Below are 22,464 nucleotides of genomic sequence, written 5' to 3' on the forward strand. Positions count from 1 at the left end.
CGGACGGGACGCTCCGCGGCCTCGTTGACGGGGGCTCGCCACCGACCAGTGACGGTCGGCTGGCGGGCCCCCGTCGGCCTGCCCGGAACGCCGGCCCGACCACCCCGGGCATGATCGTCCGGACCGGGTATCCTGGTCAGGTTGTCCGCGTCCGGCCGGGTTCCCCCGGCACGTGCGGGCAACGACGCACGACCTCCTGCCACGGAAGGACCGTGGCCGCTTAGCCCACAGGAGGTGAGCACGTCTTGCGTCATTACGAGATCATGGTGATCCTCGACCCCAGCCTCGAGGAGCGCACCGTCGCCCCGTCGCTCGACACGTACCTGAACGTGATTCGGACCGCGGGTGGCTCGGTTGAGAAGACGGACGTGTGGGGCCGCCGGCGCCTCGCGTTCGAGATCAACAAAAAGGCCGAGGGCATCTACGCCGTCGTCGACCTGCAGGCTACGCCTGCTGCCGTGGCCGAGCTGGACCGTCAGCTCCGGCTGAACGAGTCCGTGCTGCGCACCAAGGTCATCCGGCCGGAGATGCGCTAAGCATTCAGTCCGGTATTCAACCCGGTTCGCCCGGATCAGCCTCCGCGACTCTGTCGTACGGCTTTGAGAGCCTGTACGACGAGACGCTGAGTGCGCGAGGAGATGGTCATGGCAGGAGACACCACCATCACGGTCATCGGCAATCTGACCGATGACCCCGAGTTGCGGTTCACCCCCTCCGGGGCTGCGGTCGCCAAGTTCCGTGTCGCCTCGACGCCCCGATTCATGGACAAGGCGTCGGGCGAGTGGAAGGACGGCGAGCCGCTGTTCCTCGCCTGCACCGTGTGGCGGCAGGCCGCCGAGCACGTCGCCGAGTCGCTGCAGCGCGGCGCTCGCGTGATCGTCTCGGGCCGGCTGCGTCAGCGGTCCTACGAGACCCGCGAGGGTGAGAAGCGCACCGTCATCGAGCTTGAGGTCGACGAGATCGGCCCGTCGCTGCGCTACGCCACGGCGAAGGTGCAGAAGATGTCCCGCTCCGGTGGCGGTGGCGGCGGCTTCGGTGGCGGCGGCGGTGGTGGTGGCCAGGGTGGTGGCGGAGGCAACTTCGACGACCCCTGGGCTTCGGCCGCACCCTCTCCCGCGCGTGCCGGTTCGGGCGGCAACTTCGACGAGGAGCCTCCGTTCTAATGGCGCCGAGCGCCCGCGATCGCAAACCAGGAGCAAGGTCAATGGCCAAGGCTGCGGCACTTCGCAAGCCGAAGAAGAAGGTGAACCCGCTCGACAAGGACGGGATCACCTACATCGATTACAAGGACACGGCGCTGCTGCGCAAGTTCATCTCCGACCGCGGCAAGATCCGCGCTCGGCGGGTCACCGGCGTGACCTCGCAGCAGCAGCGGCAGATCGCCCGCGCGGTCAAGAACGCCCGCGAGATGGCGCTCCTGCCGTACACCGCAACGGCCCGCTGAGAGGAGGCACCGATATGAAGATCATCCTGACTCAGGAAGTGTCCGGCCTCGGTGCCCCGGGCGACATCGTCGAGGTCAAGGACGGCTTCGGCCGTAACTACCTGCTGCCGCAGGGCTTCGCGATCGCCTGGACCAAGGGCGCGGAAAAGCAGGTCACGGTCATCAAGCGGGCCCGCTCGGCCCGCGAGATCCGCGACCTCGACCACGCCAACGAGGTCAAGGGCCAGCTCGAGGGTCTCAAGGTCAACCTGAAGGCTCGCGCCGGCGACGGCGGTCGGCTCTTCGGCTCGGTCACCTCGGCCGAGATCGTCGACGCCGTCAAGGGCGCCGGCGGTCCGGTCCTCGACCGTCGCCGGCTGGAGGTGCCCGGTCACATCAAGTCGACCGGCACCTACCCGGTGAAGATCAAGCTGCACCCCGAGGTCACCGCGTCGTTCAACCTGAACGTCGTTCAGGGCTGACGACCCGCACCACACGACGAGGGCCCGCACCGAGCAATCGGTGCGGGCCCTCGCGCATCCGCCAAGCGTGGCCCGGCGGCCCGCCTCACCCGATCGGTTGGCCCGTCACCGCGCTGATCAGCACCGTGGAAAGACCACCGCCGACCACGGCCGCCGCGAGCGCGATCGTCGCCGACCGCCACGTCGTGCCGACCCGGCGCAGCAGCGCCGCCACCACCAGGCTGCTCACCAGCGCCAGCCCGAAACGCGGCGAGCCGGCGAGCAGTGACTCCAACGCGCGTGACCGCGCCGAGTCACAGCCACCTCCACTGATGTCGGTGACACACCCGGCGGGCGCCTGCGCGTCGAGCGTCAGCAACCACAGGAAGATCAGCATCGCCGGCACCAGGTAGCAGGCAGTGGTGTAGAGCAGCGGCCGGACCGACCCGCCAGGGTCCGGGTCGAGCAGGTCGTCCTCCAGACGACGCGCCCAACCACCCGTCGCCACCGACTCGACCCGCCTGCGCACCGACGCCGTACCGACCGGCGGCCGGTCCGCCCGACGCCGGGCGCCAGCAGGGGGTACGGGGGCACTGCGCGGCCGTGGAGCCGTGTAACCCACCACCGGCGACCGGGGCGCCGACGTCGTCGTGTCCATCCAGCGCGGATCGTCACCGGACAACCGGGTGCCGGGCCAGAACCCGCTGTCCCGGCTCGGCCATCCCTCCGTCAGCCGATCCGAGCGGGGCGGCAGCGTCCGCTCCCACTGGTCGTCCTCGACCGCGGACCGCTCCCACTGGCCGGTACGGTCCGACCGCTCCCAACCACCGACGCTCTCCCCCGAAGACCACTGCTCGCTCACGTCCGTGCCGTCCGAGCCCGGCGTCGGCCACGCGTGCACACCCGACGCGTCCCACGGGTCCACCGCGGGCGCGTACGACGGATCGGGCTCGGCCGCCTGCTCCGCCCCGCGCTCCCACGGGTCGGCCGCCGGACGCGTCCACGACTCCTCCGTCGCGCGCCGGCTGCGCCGCGTCGGTCGGCTCACCTCCGGACGGGACACCGTCTCGGCCGAGTCGGCCGTCAGGTCCCCACCGGACCAGATCACCTGCGGACGGCCGGCCGGTGCGCGACGGGGACGACGGTCGGAGGCCGCCCCGGACACCGGCTCCTCCGCCGCCGAGTCGGCGCGTCGACGGCCCGCGTACCCCTGCTCCTGGGGACGGTCGAGCGTCCACTCCCGGGTGTGGTCCGAATCGGGACCCGCGCCGATCGCCGGCTGCTCACGCCGACCACCCGCGCCGATCGCCGGCTGCTCGCGCCAACCACCCGCGCCGATCGCCGGCTGTTCACGCCAACCACCCGCGTCGGCCCGGCGTCGGCCGGTCGCCTCGGCACTGCGCCAACCGGCACCCGAACTCGGGCGCTCGACCTCGATCTCGTCCTCGTCGGGCGCGGCGTGTCGGCCACCGCCGTCGGCCCGCTGAACCCCCGACTCCAGCGCCCACCGCGGCAGGTAGGCGTCGACCGGTTCGTCCTGCCCACGGTCGCGCGCCCGCCGCCGACTGGAGGTGCGGTAGGGCACGTCCTCGTCGTACGGGTCGACCGGAGCGGGCAGCGCAGGTTGACCCCACGAGGCGGTCGGCGGACGCTCCCGCGGGGTGCCCTCCCCGCGTCCCCAGTCCCGGTAACTCACGGCCGGAGTGTGACCCTTCTGAACCCAAAGCGTGATCCGCTGTCCAGGTGTAGCCGTTCGCTGGAGATAGTACGGGAAGATCGTGTAAAAGAACCGACCGAAATATTCTCCTCCACAGGGTGGGGACCGCATTTTGCCAGGTCAACGGCCTGCGCCCGAGAATTCCCCAGCGGTTGTCCACAGGCTGTGCACACGCTGCGCACATGCTCGTCCACCGGCATCCACAGGTTGTCCCGAGGCTCGTCCACCGTGCTTGTTGAGTCGCTGACCTCGGGGTCCGTATGGTTGGCCCTCGACCGCCGGCGCGATGGCCCCCGATCGACCGGCTCGGTCGGGAGAACTGTCGTACCTCGGCGGTAGAGCTGGGACAGATCCGACGCAGTGGAGGGGGGACCGGTGTCGGTCACCGACGACATGCGGGCGGAGGCACGGTCCGGCAACGGACAGCCACCCGTGCAGCGGGACGGCGGGTTCGACAAGACGCCACCCCAGGACGTCGCCGCCGAGCAGTGCGTCCTCGGTGGCATGTTGCTCTCCAAGGACGCGATCGCCGACGTCGTCGAGATCCTCAAGACCAACGACTTCTACCGGCCGGTGCACGCCACCATCTTCGACACCATCCTCGACATCTACGGCCGGGGTGAGCCGGCGGACTCGATCACCGTCGCGGCGGCGCTCGCCGACTCCGGGGACCTCGTCCGCATCGGCGGCGCACCGTACCTGCACACCCTCATCGCCAGCGTGCCCACCGCGGCGAACGCCGCATACTACGCGCGGATCGTCAGCGAGCGCGCCGTGCTGCGCAGGCTCGTCGAGGCCGGCACCAAGATCGTGCAGCTGGGCTACGGCACCGCCAGCGGCGGCAGCCGGGACGTGGACGACATCGTCGACCTCGCCCAGCAGGCCGTCTACGACGTCACCGAACGCCGGGTCAGCGAGGACTTCGCGGTCCTGGCCGACATGCTCCAGCCGACGCTGGACGAGATCGAGGCGGTGGGTGCGCAGGGCGGCGTGATGACCGGCGTGCCGACCGGCTTCAGCGACCTGGACCGGCTGCTCAACGGCCTCCACGCGGGGCAATTGATCATCGTGGCCGGCCGGCCCGGTTTGGGTAAGGCACTTGCGCTCGACACCCCCCTGCCGACCCCGGACGGCTGGACCACGATGGGTGAGGTCAAGGCAGGCGACCAACTACTGGCGGCGGACGGCTCCCCTACCACCGTCACACACGCCTTCGACGTGATGCACGACCGTCCCTGCTACGAGGTGGAGTTCTCCGACGGCACCGTCATCGTGGCGGACGCGGAGCACCTGTGGAAGACGACCACCCGAGCGAGCCGGCGGCCGGGCCCGGCGCGGCGGAAGCGGCACTGGCCCGAATCGTCGCTGACCAACCTACGTGCGGCCCGCGAAACTCTCGGCGCCGCGGGAAACCAGCCGATCACCCTCTTCGACACACTCGAGAAGGTCGGACCGGAGTTCCGGCATGTCCTGCACAAGGTCGCGCGTGATGTCGGGTCGACCGGCCGGATCAGCCGCCCCATCGTCCGCAACGGCAAGACGAGGAACTGGACGGCGCCGGGTTACCCGGCTGCCCCCCTGGTGACAGCGCTTCTTGAACGAGCCGAGCGGCAGGTCAACTCAGGCAGCCGGGTCGACCATGATGGCGTCGTCACCACTGCTGAGATCGCGGCCACGCTGCGTACCGACACCGCCGACCGACGGTTGAACCATGCCGTACGGAACTGCGCCCCCCTCCAACTCCCGGACCGCGAACTGCTGGTTCCGCCCTACACCTTGGGGGCATGGCTCGGGGACGGGCACACCGGCGCCAGCCGCTTCACCACCGCCGATCCGGACATGCTCACGCACGTCGAGGCCGACGGCTTCGCCGTGCGTCCCAGTGGGCCGATGGTCTACACCATCCTGCTACGGCCCACGCCGGTTGCTCAGGGGAACGGCGCCTGCGTGGACTGCGGCGTTTCCACCAGGGCGCTGCGGGAGAATCCGGCGACCAGGAAGTGCGCAGGCTGCCGGCACCGCAACGGTTCGTTTCTCGGGTTGTTGCGTCAGGTCGGGGTAGCGGCGGACAAGCACATCCCTGATGTCTACCTACGCGCCTCCGAGCCGCAGCGCCGGGCGCTGTTGGCTGGCCTGATGGACACCGACGGCACCGTCGCCCCCACCGGTAACCTGCAGTACACATCGACCTCGAAGCGACTGGCAGAGGACGTACGCGAACTCATCCTCAGCCTCGGCTACCGCTGCACGGTCAACGCCAAGCCGGTACGCGGCCGCACAAGCGAGTCGTCCGTCGCGTACACGTTGAACTTCTCCACCCCCGACGTCATCTTCCGGCTCAAGCGCAAGCAGGACGCGCACGTCGAACGCCGCCGGAGCACCTCCGACGTCCGGACGACCTCGCGGTACATCGTTGACGTTCGTCCGGTCCCGAGTGTGCCGGTCCGGTGCGTCACCGTCGACAACCCCGAGCATCTCTACCTGGCCAGCCGGGCGATGATTCCCACCCACAACAGCACGGCCAGCATGGACTTTGCCCGAAACGCGGCCATCCGGGCCAACCAGGCGGCCGCTATCTTCTCGCTGGAAATGAGCAAGGTCGAGATCGTCATGCGACTGCTCTCGGCCGAGGCGCGGGTGCCGCTGCACGTCCTGCGCAGCGGGCAGCTCTCCGACGACGACTGGACCAAGCTGGCCCGCTGCATGGGTGAGATCAGCGAGGCGCCGTTGTTCGTCGACGACACGCCGAGCATGAACCTGATGGAGATCCGCGCGAAGGCCCGCCGACTCAAGCAGCGGCACGACCTCAAGATGATCGTGGTCGACTACCTCCAGCTGATGACCTCGCCGAAGCGTACGGAGAGCCGCCAGCAGGAGGTCGCCGACCTGTCTCGTGGCCTCAAGCTGCTGGCCAAGGAGGTCGAGTGCCCGGTCATCGCGGTGAGTCAGCTGAACCGTGGCCCCGAGCAGCGAACCGACAAGCGTCCTCAGTTGTCCGATTTGCGGGAATCGGGATCGATTGAGCAGGATGCCGACGTTGTCATCCTTTTGCACCGCGACGACTACTATGACAAGGAGTCACCGCGGGCAGGGGAAGCGGACTTTATTGTTGCTAAGCATCGAAATGGTCCGACCGACACGGTGACGGTCGCGGCCCAGCTGCATCTGTCCCGCTTCGTCGACATGGCGATCGGCTGATCGACGTCTTCGGCGCACTGTGCGGCTCGCCAATCTGCCGACGCCGAGGCAACCGGCATCACCCCAGGCTGAGGCCGTGCTCCTCGAGAGCGGCCTGGATGATGTCGAGCGTTTTCGGGCCCATGCCGTGCAGTGCGGCCAGCTCCGTACGGGGCACCCCGGCCAGCTCGCGCAGAGTCGTGTAACCGGCACCGTGCAGGGCGCGCGTGGCCGGCGCACCTATCTGCGGCAGCGTGTCGGGTGAGGGGTTCACTCCCTTATCGTTCATCACGTCACCCCAGCAGGGGGAACCAGCCTGCCGCCTCGCCCAACTCCAGCCGGTCCCGGTCGGTGAGGGAGACGCGGCCGGTCGCCTTCAACAGGAACTCCCGGTCGTCCCAGCCGGCCGGGCGGACCGCGTCGTCGCTCAACAGCCCATCCATCGTGGACACCGCCACGCTCGTCGCCCGGGGTCCGGGTGGCGGCGCGTCCGGCAGCTCCGGGATGAGGTCCAGGTGGTGCACCACGGCCTCGGTGGTCAGGGTGGCCAGGAAATCGGGTACGCGCAGCACATGACCCTGCGTGGTCACGTACCCGTCGGGGTCCGCGAATCCGGCGGCGCGGACCGCCGCCGGGGCGGTGTCCCGCCACAACCGGACGATGGCGGTCGGTCGGTCGAAGGCGGACGCCGATCGCCGGATCCACCAGGCGTGCCGGGCGGCCTGCTCGTCGCCGCCCGGGAAGCCGCGCCAGTAGGAGACGTCGTCCACGTCGGCGGGACCGTCGACCGGGCTGGCCAGGGCCACCAGGGCCCGCTGGGCGTCGCCGAGCACGTGCAGGAGCAGGTCGGCGACGAGCCAGCCCTGGCATCGGGTGGCCCGTTGCAGGTCGGCGTCGTCGAGGGCGCCCACCACGGCGGTGATGCCGTCGTACGCCTCGGCGAGGGCCTCGTCGTGCCGGGTGACGGTCATGCGGTGTAGCCTCGCACGGACCGCCGCGCCAGCCAATCGCCGGGCAGCGACGTTGCCCGGGTCGACAACCGGATCGACCCGGGCGGGAGCCTCGGCCGGGTTCAGCCGAACATCTCGTCGAGGAAGCTCTTGCGCTTCTTGTGCCGGTAGTGACCGTGGTAGCCGTGGTGCTGCTGCTGGTAGCCGTAGGCGGGCGCCGGCGGGTAGCCGTGCGCGGGCGGTGGAGGCGGCGGTGGCGGGACAGCGCCGTAACCGGGCTGGTGCTGGGCGGGCGGCGGGGGCGGAGGCGGCGCGTAACCGCCCGGCTGCGGTGCCGGCGCGGTCGGCCCGGCCTGCTGGCGACTCCAGTTGGCCTCTGCCTCGAACAGCTTCTCGAGCTCGCCGCGGTCGAGGAAGATTCCCCGGCACTCGCCACACTGGTCGATGACGACGCCGCTGCGCTCGTACTGGCGCATCTCACCACGACACTTGGGACAGATGAGGTCACTCATCACCCGACGGTACCTGGTCGACCTAAGCGATTGCTGTGAGCGCCTCGATGACTTCGTCGTCGGAGACCTCGTGGAAGTCGTCGTAGTAGACGCTGACCGAGCCGAAATCGGGCGGACGTTGGGCGCAGATGACCTGGTCGGCCTCGGCGGCCAGCAGCTCGTACGCCTCCTGGGCGCCGACCGGCACGGCCACCACCACGCGGCGGGCGCCGAGCCGGCGGGCGACCTCGACGGCCGCTCGGGCGGTCGCGCCGGTGGCCAGACCGTCGTCGACGATCACCGCGACCCGGTCGGTGAGGTCGAGCGGTGGGCGACCGCCCCGGTAGAGCCGCTCGCGGCGCTCCAGCTCGGTCTGCTCGCGCCGGCTGACCTCGGCGATGTCGTCGCTGCTGAGGCGGCTGGCGATTGCGTCGTTGAGCACCTGCACGCCGCCGGGACCGAGCGCGCCGAAGGCGACCTCGCGCGCCCAGGGCATGCCGAGCTTGCGGACGACCAGTACGTCGAGGGGGACGCCGAGCCGTTCGGCGACGACCCGGGCCACCGGTACGCCGCCGCGGACCAGCCCGAGGACGACGGCGTCCGGGTCGCCGACCAGGGCGGTGAGCCGGTCGGCGAGCACTCTGCCCGCCTCGGCGCGGTCGCGGTAGGTGGTCATGTCTTCAGGTGTACGCCGTGCGGCGTCGTTGTGCCCGCCGGTTAGGCCGATGTGGCCCGACCGGGCAGGTGCTCGGGCGTCAGGGCGGCCGGTGTGGTCTCCGGCCGGTGCAGGGCGGGGGCCCAGACGAGCAGGGCCACCGGATAGAGCAGGTAACCGAAGCGGGTGGAGGGCATGAGGGCGATGGCGGCGAGTAGGCCGTACCCACAGATCGCGGCGGTGGCCGCGGCGGTGCCGGGCGGGCGGCGGGCGAGCCGGACGGCGATGGCCGCACCGGCCGCGACCAGCAGCGCGGCGGCGATCAGCCGGCCTCCGGGCAGGGCGGTGGCGATCAGCTGGCCGGGGAACGGGGACTGTGCCGGGCTGGTGACCAGGCCGTGCCCGAGCGGGAAGCGCAGCACGTTCTCGGTGAGGGCGGCGCGGTCGACGAGCAGTGCCGGGAGCAGGGCGAGGACGGGTAGCCCGATCGCGCCGGCCGCGACCCGCGCGCCGGCTCGCCGGGTCAGACCCCAGACGATCAGGACCAGGGCGATCGGCCAGGCGAACAGTTTCAGCGCGCCGGCCAGCCCGACCGCGAGGCCGGCCCGGCCGGGGCGGCCGGCGGCGGCGAGGGCGAGGGCCAGCAGGCAGAGCGCGAGCACGGGTAGGTCGTCGCCGCCGGTCGCCAGGGTCAGCGCGCAGACGGGGAGGACGGTGGCGGCCTGTACGCCTCGCAGCAGCGCGGCGTCCCGGCGGTGCGTGGCGTCGAGGGTGGCGGGCGCGGCGCGCAGGGCGGCCACGGCCAGGGCGAGCGCCAGTGCGGTGCCCAGCGTGAACCAGACGCGGGCGTCGGTCCACCATCCGTCGACGAGAGCCCGGGGCAGGCCGAACATCGCCATGCCCGGCTGGTACGGCGTGTAGCCGAGCAGTTGTTCACCAGGCGGCAGGGCGGCGATCGCGTCCCGACCGAGGTACGGCGTGCCGTGGTCGAGCAGTCGGCTGCCGGCCTGCTCGACGACCAGGACTTCCTCCTGCGCCCGGTCGGTGCGTCCGGTGGCCCGTTCGATGCTCTGCCAGAGCACGGGGACGAGGGCGGTGGTCACCCAGGCGAAGCCGGTCACCACCCAGCGGGCGGCGAGCCCGGCCAGCCGTGGGCTGCGTCGGCGGACCAGGAGCTGGACGACCACCGCCAGCGTCGCGACCAGGTAGCCGGTGGCGGCGACGGCACCCCAGGCCCGGTGCGGCAGGAGGGTCGAGGTGGCCGCGGTGATCGTCGCGAAGACTGCCGACACGGCGTAGAGACCCAGGTCGAGGGCGAGTCCGCCGGCGGCGGTGTCGAGTGTCCGCCACCGCTGGGGGCGGGCGGTCGGGGCGTCGGCGGTCACGGGCGTCAGTCTGGCAGATCTCGCTGCTCACCCGGTTGGCCGTCCGGCTGTCGCCCTGGTCGGGGCGCCGGTGCCCGGTCAGGCCGGGAGGTGGCGGTCGGGGCGGGAGCGGCCGGCCTGGCGGCGGCTCTGGTTGAGGCGGATCACCGCGCCCGTGTCGTGCAGTGGCCGCGCCAGGGTTCCGGGCTGGCCGCCCGAGCCGCGTTGCAACGCGGCGAGCAATGTCCCGGCCGGCATCGGTCGGGCGAACAGGTGGCCCTGACCGGCCGAGCAGCCCAGCTCCCAGAGGGCGCGTCGCTGCGGTTCGCTCTCCACCCCTTCGGCGACCACCGCCAGGTTGAGGCTGCGGCCCAGGTCGAGGGTGGAACGGATGACGGCGGCGGCCTCGGCCGAACTCTCCATGGTCGTGACGAAGCTGCGATCGATCTTCAGCTCGTGCACGGGTATCCGAGAGAGCAGCGAGAGAGACGAGTAGCCGGTGCCGAAGTCGTCGAGCGCCAACCGGACGCCCTCGTCGCGGAGCCGGCTGAGCACCCGGTCGACCACGTCGAGTTGGCTGAGCGTCAACGTCTCGGTCAGCTCCAGCACCAACCGCTCGGGCGGGAGGTCGTGGGCCCGTAGCCGGGCCAGCACCGAGCCGGGGAAGCGTGCGTCGAGCAGGCTGCGCGGCGAGACGTTGACCGCGACCGGTACGTCGAAGCCGGCGTCGCGCCAGTCGGCGGCGGCGATCAGCGCCTGGTCGAGGATCGCCTCGGCGAAGGCCGGCAGCATCCCCGAGCGCTCCACCGCCTCCAGGAAGCGCAGCGGGTCGATCAGCCCGTGGGTGGGGTGGTGCCAGCGGGCCAGGGCCTCGGCGCTGGTCACCTCGCCGGTGCCCAGGTCGACGATGGGTTGGAAGTTGACGATGAACTCGTGGTCGGCGACCGCGCGCGGCAGGTCACCGCCGAGGGTGAGGCGGTTCAGGTCGGCGGTGTCCCGGGTCGGGGCGTACGTGGAGATCCGCTGCCCGGCCCGCTTCGCCTGGTACATCGCCACGTCCGCGCGGCGCAGCAGCTCGGGCATGCCGCCGCTGGCCGGGGCCACGGAGATACCGCCGCTGGCCTCGACGCTGATCCGCATCCCGTCCAGCTCGAACGGCTCGTGCAGTGCGGCCAGCAGCGTCTCGGCGCGGTGGGCGGCCACCGCCGGGGCCGGTAGCCCGCGCAGGAGTACGGCGAACTCGTCGCCGCCGAGGCGGGCCACCAGGTCACTCGACTGGGCGACGCCGCGCAGCCGGTCGGCGACCTGGACCAGAACCTGGTCACCGGCGGCGTGGCCGAGGGTGTCGTTCACTTCCTTGAAGTGGTTGAGGTCGATCAACACCAGCGCGGTCACCCCGTCGGCGTGCCGGGCGCTGAGCTGCTCGGTGCCCTGATCGAGCAGGTGCCGCCGGTTCGCGAGGCCGGTGAGCGCGTCGTGCGCGGCGGCGTACGCGTGCTCGTCGGCCACCCGGGCCAGCTCGGCGTACGCCTGTGCGTTGCGGACCGCCGTGCAGAGCGCGGAGGCGAAGGTACGCAGCGTGTACTGCTCCCGCTCGGACAGCTGCACCGGGCCACGGAAGCGCAGGCGCAGGACGCCGACGTCGACGGAGCGGTCGTGGCCCTCCAGCGGGGTGGGCACGACGGTGCCGTCCACCTCGGGGGGCGTGTCGGTGGGCCCGTCGAAGGTGATGCCGCCGGTGGCGCCCCGGACGGTACGGCCACCGTCGTGCAGCTCGATCTCGACCTCGTCGGCGGAGAAGAGTTCGGCGGCCTGGGTGACGGCGGTGGTCAGCACGTTGTCCAGGTCCACCACGTTGAGCGCGTCGGTGGTGCGGGCGAGTCGCTGCCACGCCTGCTGCTCGGTGCGGGTTCGGATCCTCGTCGAGTAGGCCAGGTGCAGGCTGAGCACGAGCGGCGGGACGGCCAGCAGAAGTTTGAGGTTGGCGTCGAGGATCAGCAGTGTGCAGACCGCCACGATGAACCGGACGGCGAAGCCGGCGAGCCGGAGGTCGAGGTTGCTCCGGAACTGTCGGGAGATTCTCGTCCCCGAGGCCAGCGCGATCACCGGTATGGCCAGTACGTCGTCGACGAGGGCGGCGACGAGGTAGGCCAGGGCCAGGGGCGCGATCAGCGCGATGGTTCCCTCGGGAGGCCAGGTCCAGCCCGTCATCGCCAGAGCGATGCCGGCCCCCCAGGCCACCAGGACGTTCTTTCCGACGCTGAACGCGAGCTTGATCGGCAAGGCACGGCGAGGGGTGAGCGCGATGCCCGCAGCGGTGCAGAGCACCACCACCGGTGCCGGGACGATCGCGAGGCCGACGACGATCGCGGTCTCGGTCCAGCTGATCGAATGGGTGGTGGATCGGATGCGTACCCGCGCCTTGACCAGGTTGCCCAGCGTGATCGTCGCGGTGAGCACCACGATCAGGGCGATGTCGTTCGAGGTGGCGGTCGTTCCGTAGCGTACGGCGGCCGGAAGCGACGTGGCCATGATGACCGCCGCCGCGACGACGACGAGACCGACGAGCAGCCGTAGCCGCTGATCGGTCTCAATCTCTCGTCGCTGAGGAAGGGTCACATCACCCCCGGAGGACTGACTCCGTCGCAGCCTACCGCCCGGAATCGACGACGTCCTCCGTCAAACCGTTCAGTCCCACTCGCTGCCGCGCATCGCGCTGCTCCTCTCGACTGCCGGGTCGATCTACCCGAGGACCGGGGATCTTCCTACGAAAGGCAGCCTAAGAGGCGGATGGGCAATTAAGTTAGAATAAATGTCGCTATGCGCAATATTAGTCAAGCTGGCGTGCTTTTGTCACGGTCTGTCCACCTGCCTTGGACGGAGTGCGGTCACCGCTTGCAGATATGACCCCCCGTGTCGGTTCCCCAGCTAACGGTATTGCTCGAAGATTGTGTTCACGCTATTCCCACCAGGATGAAGCCTCTCCCCGGGATGCCTCATCCGAAGTTTGGTCAGGAGCGAAGACGGGTCAGTCGGAGTTCATCAGGAGGGCGCTCGACGGGTGAATTGTCGATCGGGCTTTCGGTCTCATCCAACGGGCCCCGCGCGTCCACCTCCAAGGGTTTGCCGGGGTGCAACTTGCTGGTCACACGCTGCGACGTGCCGCCGCCCTGGAACCGCCCCCGAACGACGGTCCCTCACGGCCCACCCCACCGCCGAGCGTGCCGGATCGTAGGCTTCGTTGCGTGACTGATTGAATACCCGGTGACGGCTGGAGTAGGGGACGGTGGAGATTCGGCTTCTGGGCGGCCTTTCGGCGCAACTTCCAAGCGGCACCCTGCGCACGGGCACTCCCAAACAGCAGGCAATCTTCGCAATGCTCGCGGTGCAACCCGGCCAACTGGTGAGCGTGGACGAACTCGTCGACGAGCTATGGGCCGACCGTCCGCCGCGATCCGCAGTGGCGAATGTGCGGACGTACGCCGCTAATCTGCGCCGAGGCTTTGACGCGTTGCAGCCCGGGTGCGGAGCTATCGCGCGGCAGCGGAACGGCTACCGACTCGACGCGCAGCCACACATGATTGACGTTTTCTGCTTCGAGTCGGAGTCGAGTTCGGGTCGACAGGCGCTGGCGGCGGGCGACCTGGAGCAGGCCGGTCAGCTGCTGAGCCGTGCCCTGGCCAGGTGGTCGGGCCCCATGCTCGCCGGTGTTCCGCTCGGCCCGGTCCTGAAAGCCCGTACGGTCGCGGTCGAGGAGGAGCGACTGTTGTCGGTGGAACTGCTCGCCGACGTCCACCTGCGTTCCGGTCGAGGTGATCTGGCGATCCCGCCGCTGCGGGAGGTGGTCGCGCGCCATCCGCTCCGCGAGCCGACGTACCTGCTCCTCATGCGTGCCCTGCACGAGCGCGGGGACAACGCCGAAGCGCTCGTCGCGTACGACGAGATCCGCAAGCACCTGATCACGGAGTTGGGGGTGAGTCCGGGCGCCAACCTCGAAGAGCTGCGGCGGAGGATCGCCGCAGCGCCGAACCGCGTGGATGTTCCAGGTCGGCGCGAGAGCACGGTACGACGGGCGACCACCACCGCACCCGTGTCCACGGGCGACCCGACGGCCGGTCGGTCGCCCGCAGTCAACCCGGTGGACCATCTGCCCCGGTCGGTCGTCGACTTCGTCGGTCGCGAGACGGTGGTGTCGCGGCTGCTGACGGAGACCCGTCGTGTCGAGGACCGCGTTCCGGCCGTGCACGTCATCGACGGGATGGCCGGCAGCGGCAAGACGACGCTTGCCGTGCATCTGGCCCGTCGACTGAGTGACAGGTATCCGGACGCCCGGCTCTACGTCGACCTGCGCGGGCATGGTGCCAAGGACGCGACGGAACCGGCGTCAGCCCTGGTTGTCCTGCTTCGCCAGCTCGGGGTGCCGCCCGAACGGGTGCCGGTCGACCTGGAGGACAGGACCGAACTCTGGCGACGCGAGCTGGCCCGCCGGAGGTCGGTGATCATTCTGGACAACGCGGCCAGCAGCGACCAGATCCTTCCCCTTCTGCCGATCGAGCCGACCGCCGTCGTGCTGGTGACGTCGCGACGTCGGCTCGCCCATCCTGATCTCGGGGCGTCGCAGTCCCTGCCGGTCATGTCCTCCGACGAGGGCGTAGAGCTGTTGGCCCTGAGCGTCGGCCGGGAACGGGTCGACGCCGAGCCGGAAGCGGCGGTCGAGGTGGTACGGCGCTGCGGCCGTCTCCCGCTGGCGATCCGGCTGGCCAGCGCCCGGTTGGCCCACCGCCGCGGTTGGCGGTTGGCGGACCTGGCCGCACAGATGGCCGGTACCCCCTCGGTTCTCCTCCGGCTGGGCGGGGAGAACAGCACGGTCGCCAGCGCGTTCGCTGCCTCCTACGGGCCTCTTCCCGAGTCGATCAAGCGCGTCTTCCGCTTCCTGGGCCTGTACCCGGGCAGTCGGTTGAGCCCGCCCGTGGTCGCCGCGCTGACCGGCCTGACGGTGGCGGAAGCGCAGGTGGCGCTCGACGACCTCACCGATCGGCACCTGGTGGAGGATCTGGACTCAACCCACTATCGCCTGCATGACCTCGTGCGCCAGTACGCCGTCGAACTGTGCTCGCACATCGACCCCGCCGTCGATCGGCAGGCCGCTCTGCGACAGCTCTTCGATTTCGTGCTGGCAGCGACGCTGCGGGTCGCCGAGACGCTCGAACCGGGCGTGATCGGCTCCCAGTTCACGCGCCTCCCGTTCGGCCGCCCGGAGTTACTCGAGTCCGTCGGAGAGCCGGGCGTCGAGTGGTTGGAGACGGAACGGACCGACCTGGTGACGATGGTGTCGGCAGCACAGGATTCCGGCTTCCCCGAACACGCCTGGCGGCTCGCGCGTTCCCTCTGGCGTTTCTGCTACATCCGCGGGTACTTCGAGGACATCATCCGAGCCCATCGGTACGGACTGGCCGCCGCAGAGGCGACCGGAGAGACCAACGCGATGGCGTTGATGAACAACTACCTGGCCTCCGCGTACGTCCGCACGGGCGACAATCAGTGGGCGCTCGAGCACCTGACCCGCGCCGTGGACCTCTCACGCGCGTCTCGGGACGTGCTGAACACCGCGCGGTACCGCACCAATCTCGCCGCCGTCTACTGGTGGGGCGGTCGCCTCGCGGACGCCTTGGAGGTGGGCAGGGAGAGCCTGCGCGACTACAAGGGGTATGGAAACGTCGGCGTGCCGGTGGTGCTGCCGAACCTGGGCACGGCTCTGATGACGCTCGGGCTGCATCGAGAGGCGCTGCGGCTCCACCGTCTCCACCTGACGTGGGCACGGACCAACTCCAACGAGTTCCATGTGCTCAACGCCCTGAGCCACATCGGGGCCGTCCGGGCCCGGATGGGTGACTTCCAGCCGGCGGTCCGAATCCTGGTGGCGTCGCTGGCGCTCCGGGACCGCACTGGCCACCGCTACGCCGAGGCCGAGGTGCGTAACGATCTCGGCATCGCGTACCGCGGTCTCGGCCGGCTGGCGGAAGCCCAACGGGAGCACGAGGCGGCTCGGGATCTGGCCGTCCGCTCGGGTGAACGGCACGTCGAGGCCGCGGCGTTGAACGAACTGGGCAGAACGCTGCGGGCCCGTGGGCGGGACCATGAGGCAGCGGAGATGCACCGCGAGGCCCTGCGTCTGGCGACCCGGATCGCGCACCCGCATGAGCAGGGGCGGGCACTGGCCGGGCTGGCCGAGCACTTCGCCCCCGTCGATCCGGCAGAGGCCCGGCGGCACTGGGAGCGGGCCCTCGCGATCTTCCGTCGGATGGGCGTGCCGGAACGCCTCGACGTCGAGCGGAAGCTCGCCGAACTGGACGCCGACGCAGGTCGCTGACCTGCTCGAACATCGCTTATCGATTTCTTATCGCCGGGCTCGGTAGCTTCTCACACGTATCGACGAACGGGGGAGGTTCTGCCCCTGGGCAGAACCAGGTCGTCGAGACACGCCCGCCACCGGGTCACCCCCCAGCGACGCCGGTGGCGGGTCCGGCCAGGAAGGGGTGATGGCCCGGTGGACGCGCCGTCGCACCCGGCGCGCTGCTGGGCCATCGCCCCTTCCGCGCGCCCACGCGTCGTACCGCACCGATAGGCTCACGGCCGTGACCGAACCCGCGCAGCTCAGCCACGTCGACCGGACCGGCGCGGCCCGCATGGTCGATGTCTCCGCCAAGTCGGTGACCGGTCGGCTGGCCGTCGCCGCGGGCCGTCTGCGCACCACGGCAGAGGTCATCGACCTGCTGCACCGTGACGGGTTGCCCAAGGGTGACGCGCTGGCGGTGGGCCGGCTCGCCGGCATCATGGGGGCCAAGCGCACTCCGGAGCTGATCCCGCTCTGCCACCCGATCGCCCTGCACGGCGTCACCGTCGACCTGCGACTGACGACCGACACCGTGGAGATCACCGCTACCGCCCGCACGGCCGACCGGACCGGAGTCGAGATGGAGGCGCTGACCGCCGTGGCGGTCGCCGGCCTCGCGCTCATCGACATGGTCAAGGCGGTCGACCCGGCGGCCTCGGTGGAGGCGGTCCGGGTGCTCCGCAAGGAGGGCGGCAAGACCGGCGAGTGGGTCCGACCGGAGGACCGGCCGTGATCCGGGCCCGGGTGATCGTGGCGTCCAATCGGGCGGCGGCCGGCGTGTACGCCGACACCAGCGGGCCGCTGCTCGTCGCGGGTCTGCGCGAGTTGGGCTGTCAGGTGGACGATCCGGTGGTGGTGCCCGACGGTGAGCCCGTCGGCGACGCGCTGCGGGACGCCCTCTCCGACGGTGTCGACGTGGTGGTGACCAGCGGTGGCACCGGCGTCACGCCGTCCGACCGCACGCCGGACGTGACCCGGGCGCTGCTGGACTACGAGATTCCCGGCATCGCCGAGGCGATCCGGTCACACAGTCGAGAGCGGGTGCCCACCTCGGTGCTGTCCCGAGGGGTGGCCGGGGTGGCCGGCCGGATGCTGGTGGTCAACCTGCCCGGCTCGACGGGCGGCGCCCGCGACGGGCTGGCCGTGCTCGGGCCGATCCTCAACCACACCGTCGACCAGTTGCGTGGCGGTGACCACTGAGCCGGTCGTCCCAGGCCCCGCCACGCGTCGGTCGGTGCCGATAGGCTCGGTCGGTGCGAACGGAAACCACACCAACGGCGGACCAGGTGGCCGCGCCCCCGCCGGCCGGGTGGGAGGAGGCGCGGTCCCGGGTGTACGCGGTGGGCCTTGCCGCCGCACTGCCCGCCGTAGCCCGGCCACTTGTCGACACCGATGGGCTGACCCTGGCCGAGCCCTTGACCACCCGCACCGACCTGCCCGCGTTCCCGACCTCCAGCGTGGACGGCTGGGCCGTCCGGGGCGACGGGCCGTGGCGGATCGTCGGCCGGGTGCTGGCCGGTAACACTCCCGCACCGCTGACCGACGACGGCACGAGCGTCGAGATCGCGACCGGGGCCATGGTTCCGGCGGGCGCCAGCACCGTGCTGCGCGTCGAGGAGTCCACCGTCGCCGACGGCCTCGTCAGCGGCACGCCCCGGCGGACGCCGGAGTGGCGGCAGCCGGGCGAGGAGGCGTACGCCGATGAGGAGCTCCTGCCCGTCGGCACGCCGGTCGACCCGGCGGTGATCGGCCTGGCCGCGTCCTGCGGGCACGACACGCTGCGGGTCCGGCGCGCGCCGCGCGCCGCGCTGCTGGTCTTCGGCGACGAGCTGCTGACCGCTGGTCCGCCCGGGGCGGGCCGGGTGCGGGACGCGTTGGGCCCGGCGGTGCCGGCGTGGCTGCGGCGGTACGGCTGCCAGGTCCGGCCCTCGGACGTGGTGGGGCCGGTGGCCGACACGCTGCCCGCGCACGTGGCGGCGTTGCGGGCGGCGCTGACCAACGCCGACCTGGTCTGCACCACCGGCGGCACGATGCACGGTCCGGTCGACCATCTGCACCCGACCCTGGAGGCGCTCGGCGCCGACTACGTGGTCAACACGGTGGCGGTCCGGCCGGGCTTCCCGATGTTGCTGGCCCGGCTGGTCGATCCGGACGGGCGGGTCCGGTTCGTTGCCGGTCTGCCGGGCAATCCGCAGTCCGCCATCGTCGCGCTGGTGTCCCTGGTCGCGCCGCTGCTGGCCGGCCTTGCGGGTCGCTCGATGCCGGTGTTGCCGCAGGCGACCCTGGCCGAGGCGGTGCCCGGTCGCGGCGACCACACCCATCTGGCGCTGGTTCGGCTGGACCGGGCCGCCGGTACGGCGTACCCGGTGCGGCATGTCGGTTCGGCGATGCTGCGCGGCCTCGCGGGCGCCGACGGGTTCGCCGTCATCCGGCCGGGCACCAGCGGCGCGCCGGGCGACCGGGTGCCGATCGTGCCGTTGCCGCTGCTGCCCGGGGAGCGGCCGTCGTGACCGCGCCGGCGATCACCGTTGTCGAGGTCACCGACCGGCCCCTGGACCTCGCCGCCCACGAGGCGGCGGTCGCCGACCGGCGGGCCGGTGCCGTCGTCTCCTTTCAGGGCGTCGTCCGCGACCACGACCACGGGCGGGCGGTGGTGAGCCTGGACTACGAGGGGCACCCGAGCGCCGTGCAGGTGCTGCGCGAGGTCGCCGCCGAGATCGCGGCCGACCCCGACGTGTACGCGGTGGCGGTCTCGCACCGGGTCGGCCCGTTGGCCATCGGTGACGTGGCGCTGGTCGCCGCGGTGAGCACGGCGCACCGCGCCGCGGCCTTCGCCGCGTGTGCCCGGTTGGTCGACGAGGCCAAGGCCCGCTTGCCGATCTGGAAGCGGCAGGTCTTCGCCGACGGCACCGAGGAGTGGGTCAACTGCCCCTGATCTGACCTAGCGACGGCCGTTGACCACGACCGCCCGGGCGAGTCGTTCGCCGTAGAAGGCCGGCTCGGCACCGGGCCGCCAGGGCAGGGCCGCGACCAGCACGATCAGGGCCAGCGCCAGCGAGTTCTCCATCAGCGCCCCGAACAGGCCGTCCTGGTAGTGCGACACCTCCGGCAACTGGTGCTCGTACGGCCAGATCGGGGAGACCAGGAACAGCAGGTAGAGCCCGATCGCGGCGACGCCGTGCCGGAGCCCGGTCAGCGTCGGATACCAGATCGGCGGGCGCAGGGCGTTGAGGCCGCTCAGGCCACCGAACGCCGACCCTTGGCCGGTGCGCTGCGCGAGGCCCCTGCTCGCCTCGCGGCGGCGTACGGCGGCGTCGGCCAGCACGATGATCGCCGGGATCACCCAGACGAGGTGGTGCGTCCAGGAGATCGGGCTGATCACGTTGGCGGTCAGGCCGACGAGCGTGAACGCGGTCAACTCGTCGCCGTCGGCACGCGAACTGGCCGCCCGGGACAGGCCGAGCGCCAGGATCAGCACCGAGAAGGCGAGCCAGAGCAGGCCGGGGGTCTCGATCGAGTCGTACAGGCGGGCCAGCAGGCCGGCGAGCGACTGGTTGGGCGTCATGTCGGCCGCGCCGACCCGCTCGGTCTGCCAGAGCACGCTGCCGAAGTAGGTGCGTGACTCGTCGCCGACGATCGCGAACGTTCCGATGGTCACGCCGATCGCGGTGCCGGTCGCGGTGGCCGCCGCCCGCCACTGCCGGGTGATCAGCAGGTAGCCGATGAACAGCGCCGGGGTGAGCTTGACGGCGGTGGCCAGGCCGATGCCGGCACCCGCCCAGGCGCCACCGTAGACGAAGCGCAGCAGCGGGCCGTCGGTCGCGGCGTAGTGGGTGCCCCGGCGGGAGCGCCAGCGCAGCCCGATGAGGTCCGCCATGATGAGCGCGAACAGCAGGAGGTTGACCTGGCCGTAGCCCAGGGTCTCGCGGCTGGGCTCGATCGCGACGGCGAGCGGAACGGCGAGGGCCACGGTGAACCACAGTGGCCACGCCAAGCGGTCCACGATGGGCCGCAGCAGCCCGGCCAGCACCAGTGCCAGCGCGGCGATGCTGGCGACGGCGTTGACCATCCCGGCCGCGCCGATCGGGAGCTGCGCCATCGGCAACATGACGAGCCCGGCGAACGGCGGGTAGGTGAAGCCGAGGGTGGTGCCGGGCGCGATGAACTCGTAGAGCTCGTGACCGCTCGCCCACCACACCACCGCGCCGTGGTAGATCTTCATGTCGAAGAAGTTGTACGGTCGCCCGAATTCCCCGATGGCGAGCCATGCGGCGTAGGCGACGGCGACCACGAGGGCGCCCCGTACGACATTCCTGCGATCGATCCCCCGGGTCATGCGCTGAACTGGGGCGAGGCGGTCCGCCCGTCTACCGACAGTCGTCGGCATGGCGTGGCCACCCCCGTACCAAGGTCGTCCTAGCCTTCCAGGTCCTGCACGGAGCCTAGAACGGCGCCTCACGTCAGTGCCTCCCGCGTTATGCGACCGTGTCCGATCCCACACATGTTTTTGACATTTCCACCGCGTTAACGCCTACCGGGTGGTTCAGGTAATTCGCGGCCTTAGCGGGGGGTGGGGGTGCGAACGAGAGGCATCGAGGCAGGTCAGCCTGGTAGCCGGCGTGCGGTCGCCGCCGAGCGGACGGCGATCCGTGCCTCGCGGCGGGCGGTGCGTACGGCGCGCTGCACCGAACGTCGAGAGTGGCCGATGCGGTGACCCGTACGCCAGCGCACGCCGGGCTTGCCGCCGGTGTCGACGGCCGCGAGGAGGAGACCGCCGAGGAGCCCGAGATTCTTGAGGGTGTGGATCTGGTTGTTGTTCTTGGCGATCGGGTCGTCGTTCTTCCAGAACGGATGCCCGGCGATGGTCACCGGCACCAGGGTTCCGGCGAGGACCAGTGCGGCGGGCCGACTGAACCGCCCGGTGGCGAGCATCAGGCCCGCCCCGACCTGCGTCGCCGCGTTGAGCCGGATCAACGACTCCGTATCGGTGGGGAAGTTCGGGTGCGCCTTCTGCAACAACGGCGCGACCTTGTCGGTCACCGGCTTGGCGGTCTCCGCCAGTCGGTGCGGGTTGCGGAGGTTGCGGTAGCCCTGGATCACGAAGATGCCGCTCAACATGGCGCGGGCGAGGGAACGTACGGGCGTCATGGATCAGTCATACCCCGTCGCGGCGTTTGCTACCCGGGCAACCGTCGGATCCGGATCGGTCGGCGTGCCCGCGCGCCACGCCGAATCGAGCGACCATCGCTGATGGACGGGGCGTGACGGGTAACGTCGCGCGGGTGACGACGCTACGGCTCCGCCCCGAGGACCCGGCCGACGCCGGTCCGGTGCGTCGGGTGCTGGCCTCGGCGTTCGCCCGCCCGGAGGTGCAGACGCCGCCGGAGGTGGGACTTGTCGACGACCTGCGGGGCACCGACGCCTGGCTGCCCGAGCTGGCCATGGTCGCCGAGTACGGCGGCGAGGTCGTCGGGTACGCGCTGCTCACCCGGGTGCGGGTACGCCCCGAACGGGGTGCCGTGGCGCCGGCCCTGGCACTCGGGCCGGTGGCGGTGGCGCCGCACCGACAGCGGGTCGGCCACGGCAGCGCGGTGGTGCAGGCCGCCCTGGACGCCGCCACCGAGTTGGGTGAGCGGCTGGTCGTGGTGCTCGGCGACCCGGCCTTCTACCGTCGCTTCGGCTTCGGACCGGCCGCCGAGCTGGGTCTGAGCAGCCCGTGGGCCGGTCTCGGCGAGCCGTGGCAGGCGTTGGTGCTGCCGCCGTCCACCAGCGAGGAGGGCGCCCCGCCGCGCGGCGAGGTGGTCTTCCCCGCGCCCTGGTCCCAGGTCTGAC

20 protein-coding genes are annotated in these 22,464 nt (G+C 71.2%); 11 read left to right on the forward strand and 9 right to left on the reverse strand.

Features of this window, described 5'->3' with window-relative positions:
* Positions 1-245 precede the first annotated feature (245 nt).
* From rpsF to rplI, 4 genes are all read left to right on the forward strand, one after another.
* Positions 246-536 (forward strand): 30S ribosomal protein S6, encoded by a 291-nt coding sequence (rpsF, locus tag AC3EN4_RS16750; protein WP_007453836.1) that lies wholly within the window; start codon positions 246-248, stop codon positions 534-536.
* A gap of 90 nt (positions 537-626) precedes the next feature.
* Positions 627-1,163, forward strand: coding sequence for a single-stranded DNA-binding protein (locus tag AC3EN4_RS16755; RefSeq protein ID WP_433536288.1), 537 nt, complete (start codon positions 627-629; stop codon positions 1,161-1,163).
* 41 nt (positions 1,164-1,204) lie between these two features.
* On the forward strand, positions 1,205-1,444 hold the full coding sequence (rpsR, locus tag AC3EN4_RS16760) for a 30S ribosomal protein S18 (RefSeq protein ID WP_007073789.1): 240 nt from the start codon (positions 1,205-1,207) through the stop codon (positions 1,442-1,444).
* Positions 1,445-1,458: 14 nt separating this feature from the next.
* Positions 1,459-1,905 (forward strand): 50S ribosomal protein L9, encoded by a 447-nt coding sequence (gene rplI / locus AC3EN4_RS16765; protein WP_007453817.1) that lies wholly within the window; start codon positions 1,459-1,461, stop codon positions 1,903-1,905.
* Positions 1,906-1,990: 85 nt separating this feature from the next.
* On the opposite strand, the gene AC3EN4_RS16770 is transcribed toward rplI, so the two are convergent.
* A complete protein-coding gene (locus AC3EN4_RS16770; RefSeq protein WP_435206725.1) occupies positions 1,991-3,580 on the reverse strand; it encodes a hypothetical protein in 1,590 nt (529 codons plus the stop codon).
* Positions 3,581-3,961: 381 nt separating this feature from the next.
* On the opposite strand from AC3EN4_RS16770, the gene dnaB reads away from it, so the two are divergent.
* A complete protein-coding gene (gene dnaB / locus AC3EN4_RS16775) occupies positions 3,962-6,799 on the forward strand; it encodes a replicative DNA helicase (RefSeq protein WP_435206726.1) in 2,838 nt (945 codons plus the stop codon).
* A 58-nt stretch (positions 6,800-6,857) separates the two neighbouring features.
* On the opposite strand, the gene AC3EN4_RS16780 is transcribed toward dnaB, so the two are convergent.
* The 6 genes from AC3EN4_RS16780 to AC3EN4_RS16805 form a co-directional block, all read right to left on the reverse strand.
* Positions 6,858-7,067 carry a helix-hairpin-helix domain-containing protein gene (locus tag AC3EN4_RS16780; RefSeq protein WP_435206727.1) on the reverse strand — a complete coding sequence of 70 codons (210 nt, stop codon included), beginning with the start codon at positions 7,065-7,067 and terminating at the stop codon, positions 6,858-6,860.
* A 4-nt stretch (positions 7,068-7,071) separates the two neighbouring features.
* On the reverse strand, positions 7,072-7,749 hold the full coding sequence (locus AC3EN4_RS16785) for a maleylpyruvate isomerase N-terminal domain-containing protein (protein WP_435206728.1): 678 nt from the start codon (positions 7,747-7,749) through the stop codon (positions 7,072-7,074).
* A gap of 101 nt (positions 7,750-7,850) precedes the next feature.
* On the reverse strand, positions 7,851-8,240 hold the full coding sequence (locus tag AC3EN4_RS16790; RefSeq protein ID WP_422737521.1) for a TFIIB-type zinc ribbon-containing protein: 390 nt from the start codon (positions 8,238-8,240) through the stop codon (positions 7,851-7,853).
* A 22-nt stretch (positions 8,241-8,262) separates the two neighbouring features.
* Positions 8,263-8,895: a phosphoribosyltransferase gene (locus tag AC3EN4_RS16795; RefSeq protein ID WP_422737520.1), complete on the reverse strand. Its 633-nt coding sequence runs from the start codon at positions 8,893-8,895 to the stop codon at positions 8,263-8,265.
* 41 nt (positions 8,896-8,936) lie between these two features.
* Entirely contained in the window at positions 8,937-10,259 is a 1,323-nt protein-coding gene (locus AC3EN4_RS16800) for a glycosyltransferase 87 family protein (RefSeq protein ID WP_435206729.1), read from the reverse strand.
* A gap of 78 nt (positions 10,260-10,337) precedes the next feature.
* Positions 10,338-12,857, reverse strand: a complete 2,520-nt coding sequence (locus tag AC3EN4_RS16805; RefSeq protein ID WP_435206730.1) for a putative bifunctional diguanylate cyclase/phosphodiesterase — start codon at positions 12,855-12,857, stop codon at positions 10,338-10,340.
* Positions 12,858-13,815: 958 nt separating this feature from the next.
* Between AC3EN4_RS16805 and AC3EN4_RS16810 the strand changes: the two genes are divergently transcribed.
* The 5 genes from AC3EN4_RS16810 (at position 13,816) to AC3EN4_RS16830 (ending at position 19,567) form a co-directional block, all read left to right on the forward strand.
* Positions 13,816-16,608 carry an ATP-binding protein gene (locus AC3EN4_RS16810; RefSeq protein ID WP_435206731.1) on the forward strand — a complete coding sequence of 931 codons (2,793 nt, stop codon included), beginning with the start codon at positions 13,816-13,818 and terminating at the stop codon, positions 16,606-16,608.
* Positions 16,609-16,873: 265 nt separating this feature from the next.
* Complete coding sequence (moaC, locus tag AC3EN4_RS16815) at positions 16,874-17,365, forward strand: cyclic pyranopterin monophosphate synthase MoaC (protein WP_422737516.1); 492 nt, start codon at positions 16,874-16,876, stop codon at positions 17,363-17,365.
* Positions 17,362-17,832: a MogA/MoaB family molybdenum cofactor biosynthesis protein gene (locus tag AC3EN4_RS16820; RefSeq protein WP_435206732.1), complete on the forward strand. Its 471-nt coding sequence runs from the start codon at positions 17,362-17,364 to the stop codon at positions 17,830-17,832. The genes moaC and AC3EN4_RS16820 overlap by 4 nt, the downstream gene beginning before the upstream one ends.
* Before the next feature lie 53 nt (positions 17,833-17,885).
* On the forward strand, positions 17,886-19,142 hold the full coding sequence (locus AC3EN4_RS16825; RefSeq protein WP_435206733.1) for a molybdopterin molybdotransferase MoeA: 1,257 nt from the start codon (positions 17,886-17,888) through the stop codon (positions 19,140-19,142).
* On the forward strand, positions 19,139-19,567 hold the full coding sequence (locus AC3EN4_RS16830; RefSeq protein WP_433536276.1) for a molybdenum cofactor biosynthesis protein MoaE: 429 nt from the start codon (positions 19,139-19,141) through the stop codon (positions 19,565-19,567). Before AC3EN4_RS16825 ends, AC3EN4_RS16830 begins: the two co-directional genes overlap by 4 nt.
* Positions 19,568-19,573: 6 nt before the next feature.
* Here AC3EN4_RS16830 and AC3EN4_RS16835 read toward each other — a convergent pair whose 3' ends face one another.
* Together AC3EN4_RS16835 and AC3EN4_RS16840 are read right to left on the reverse strand one after the other, a co-directional pair.
* Entirely contained in the window at positions 19,574-21,019 is a 1,446-nt protein-coding gene (locus AC3EN4_RS16835) for a glycosyltransferase 87 family protein (protein ID WP_435206734.1), read from the reverse strand.
* Positions 21,020-21,234: 215 nt separating this feature from the next.
* The gene (locus tag AC3EN4_RS16840; protein WP_435206735.1) at positions 21,235-21,780 is read right to left on the reverse strand and encodes a DoxX family protein; all 546 of its coding nucleotides are present in this window, start codon (positions 21,778-21,780) and stop codon (positions 21,235-21,237) included.
* A gap of 134 nt (positions 21,781-21,914) precedes the next feature.
* On the opposite strand from AC3EN4_RS16840, the gene AC3EN4_RS16845 reads away from it, so the two are divergent.
* The gene (locus AC3EN4_RS16845; RefSeq protein ID WP_422737510.1) at positions 21,915-22,463 is read left to right on the forward strand and encodes a GNAT family N-acetyltransferase; all 549 of its coding nucleotides are present in this window, start codon (positions 21,915-21,917) and stop codon (positions 22,461-22,463) included.
* Position 22,464 lies beyond the last annotated feature (1 nt).

The organism is Micromonospora sp. bgisy143, assembly GCF_057708145.1.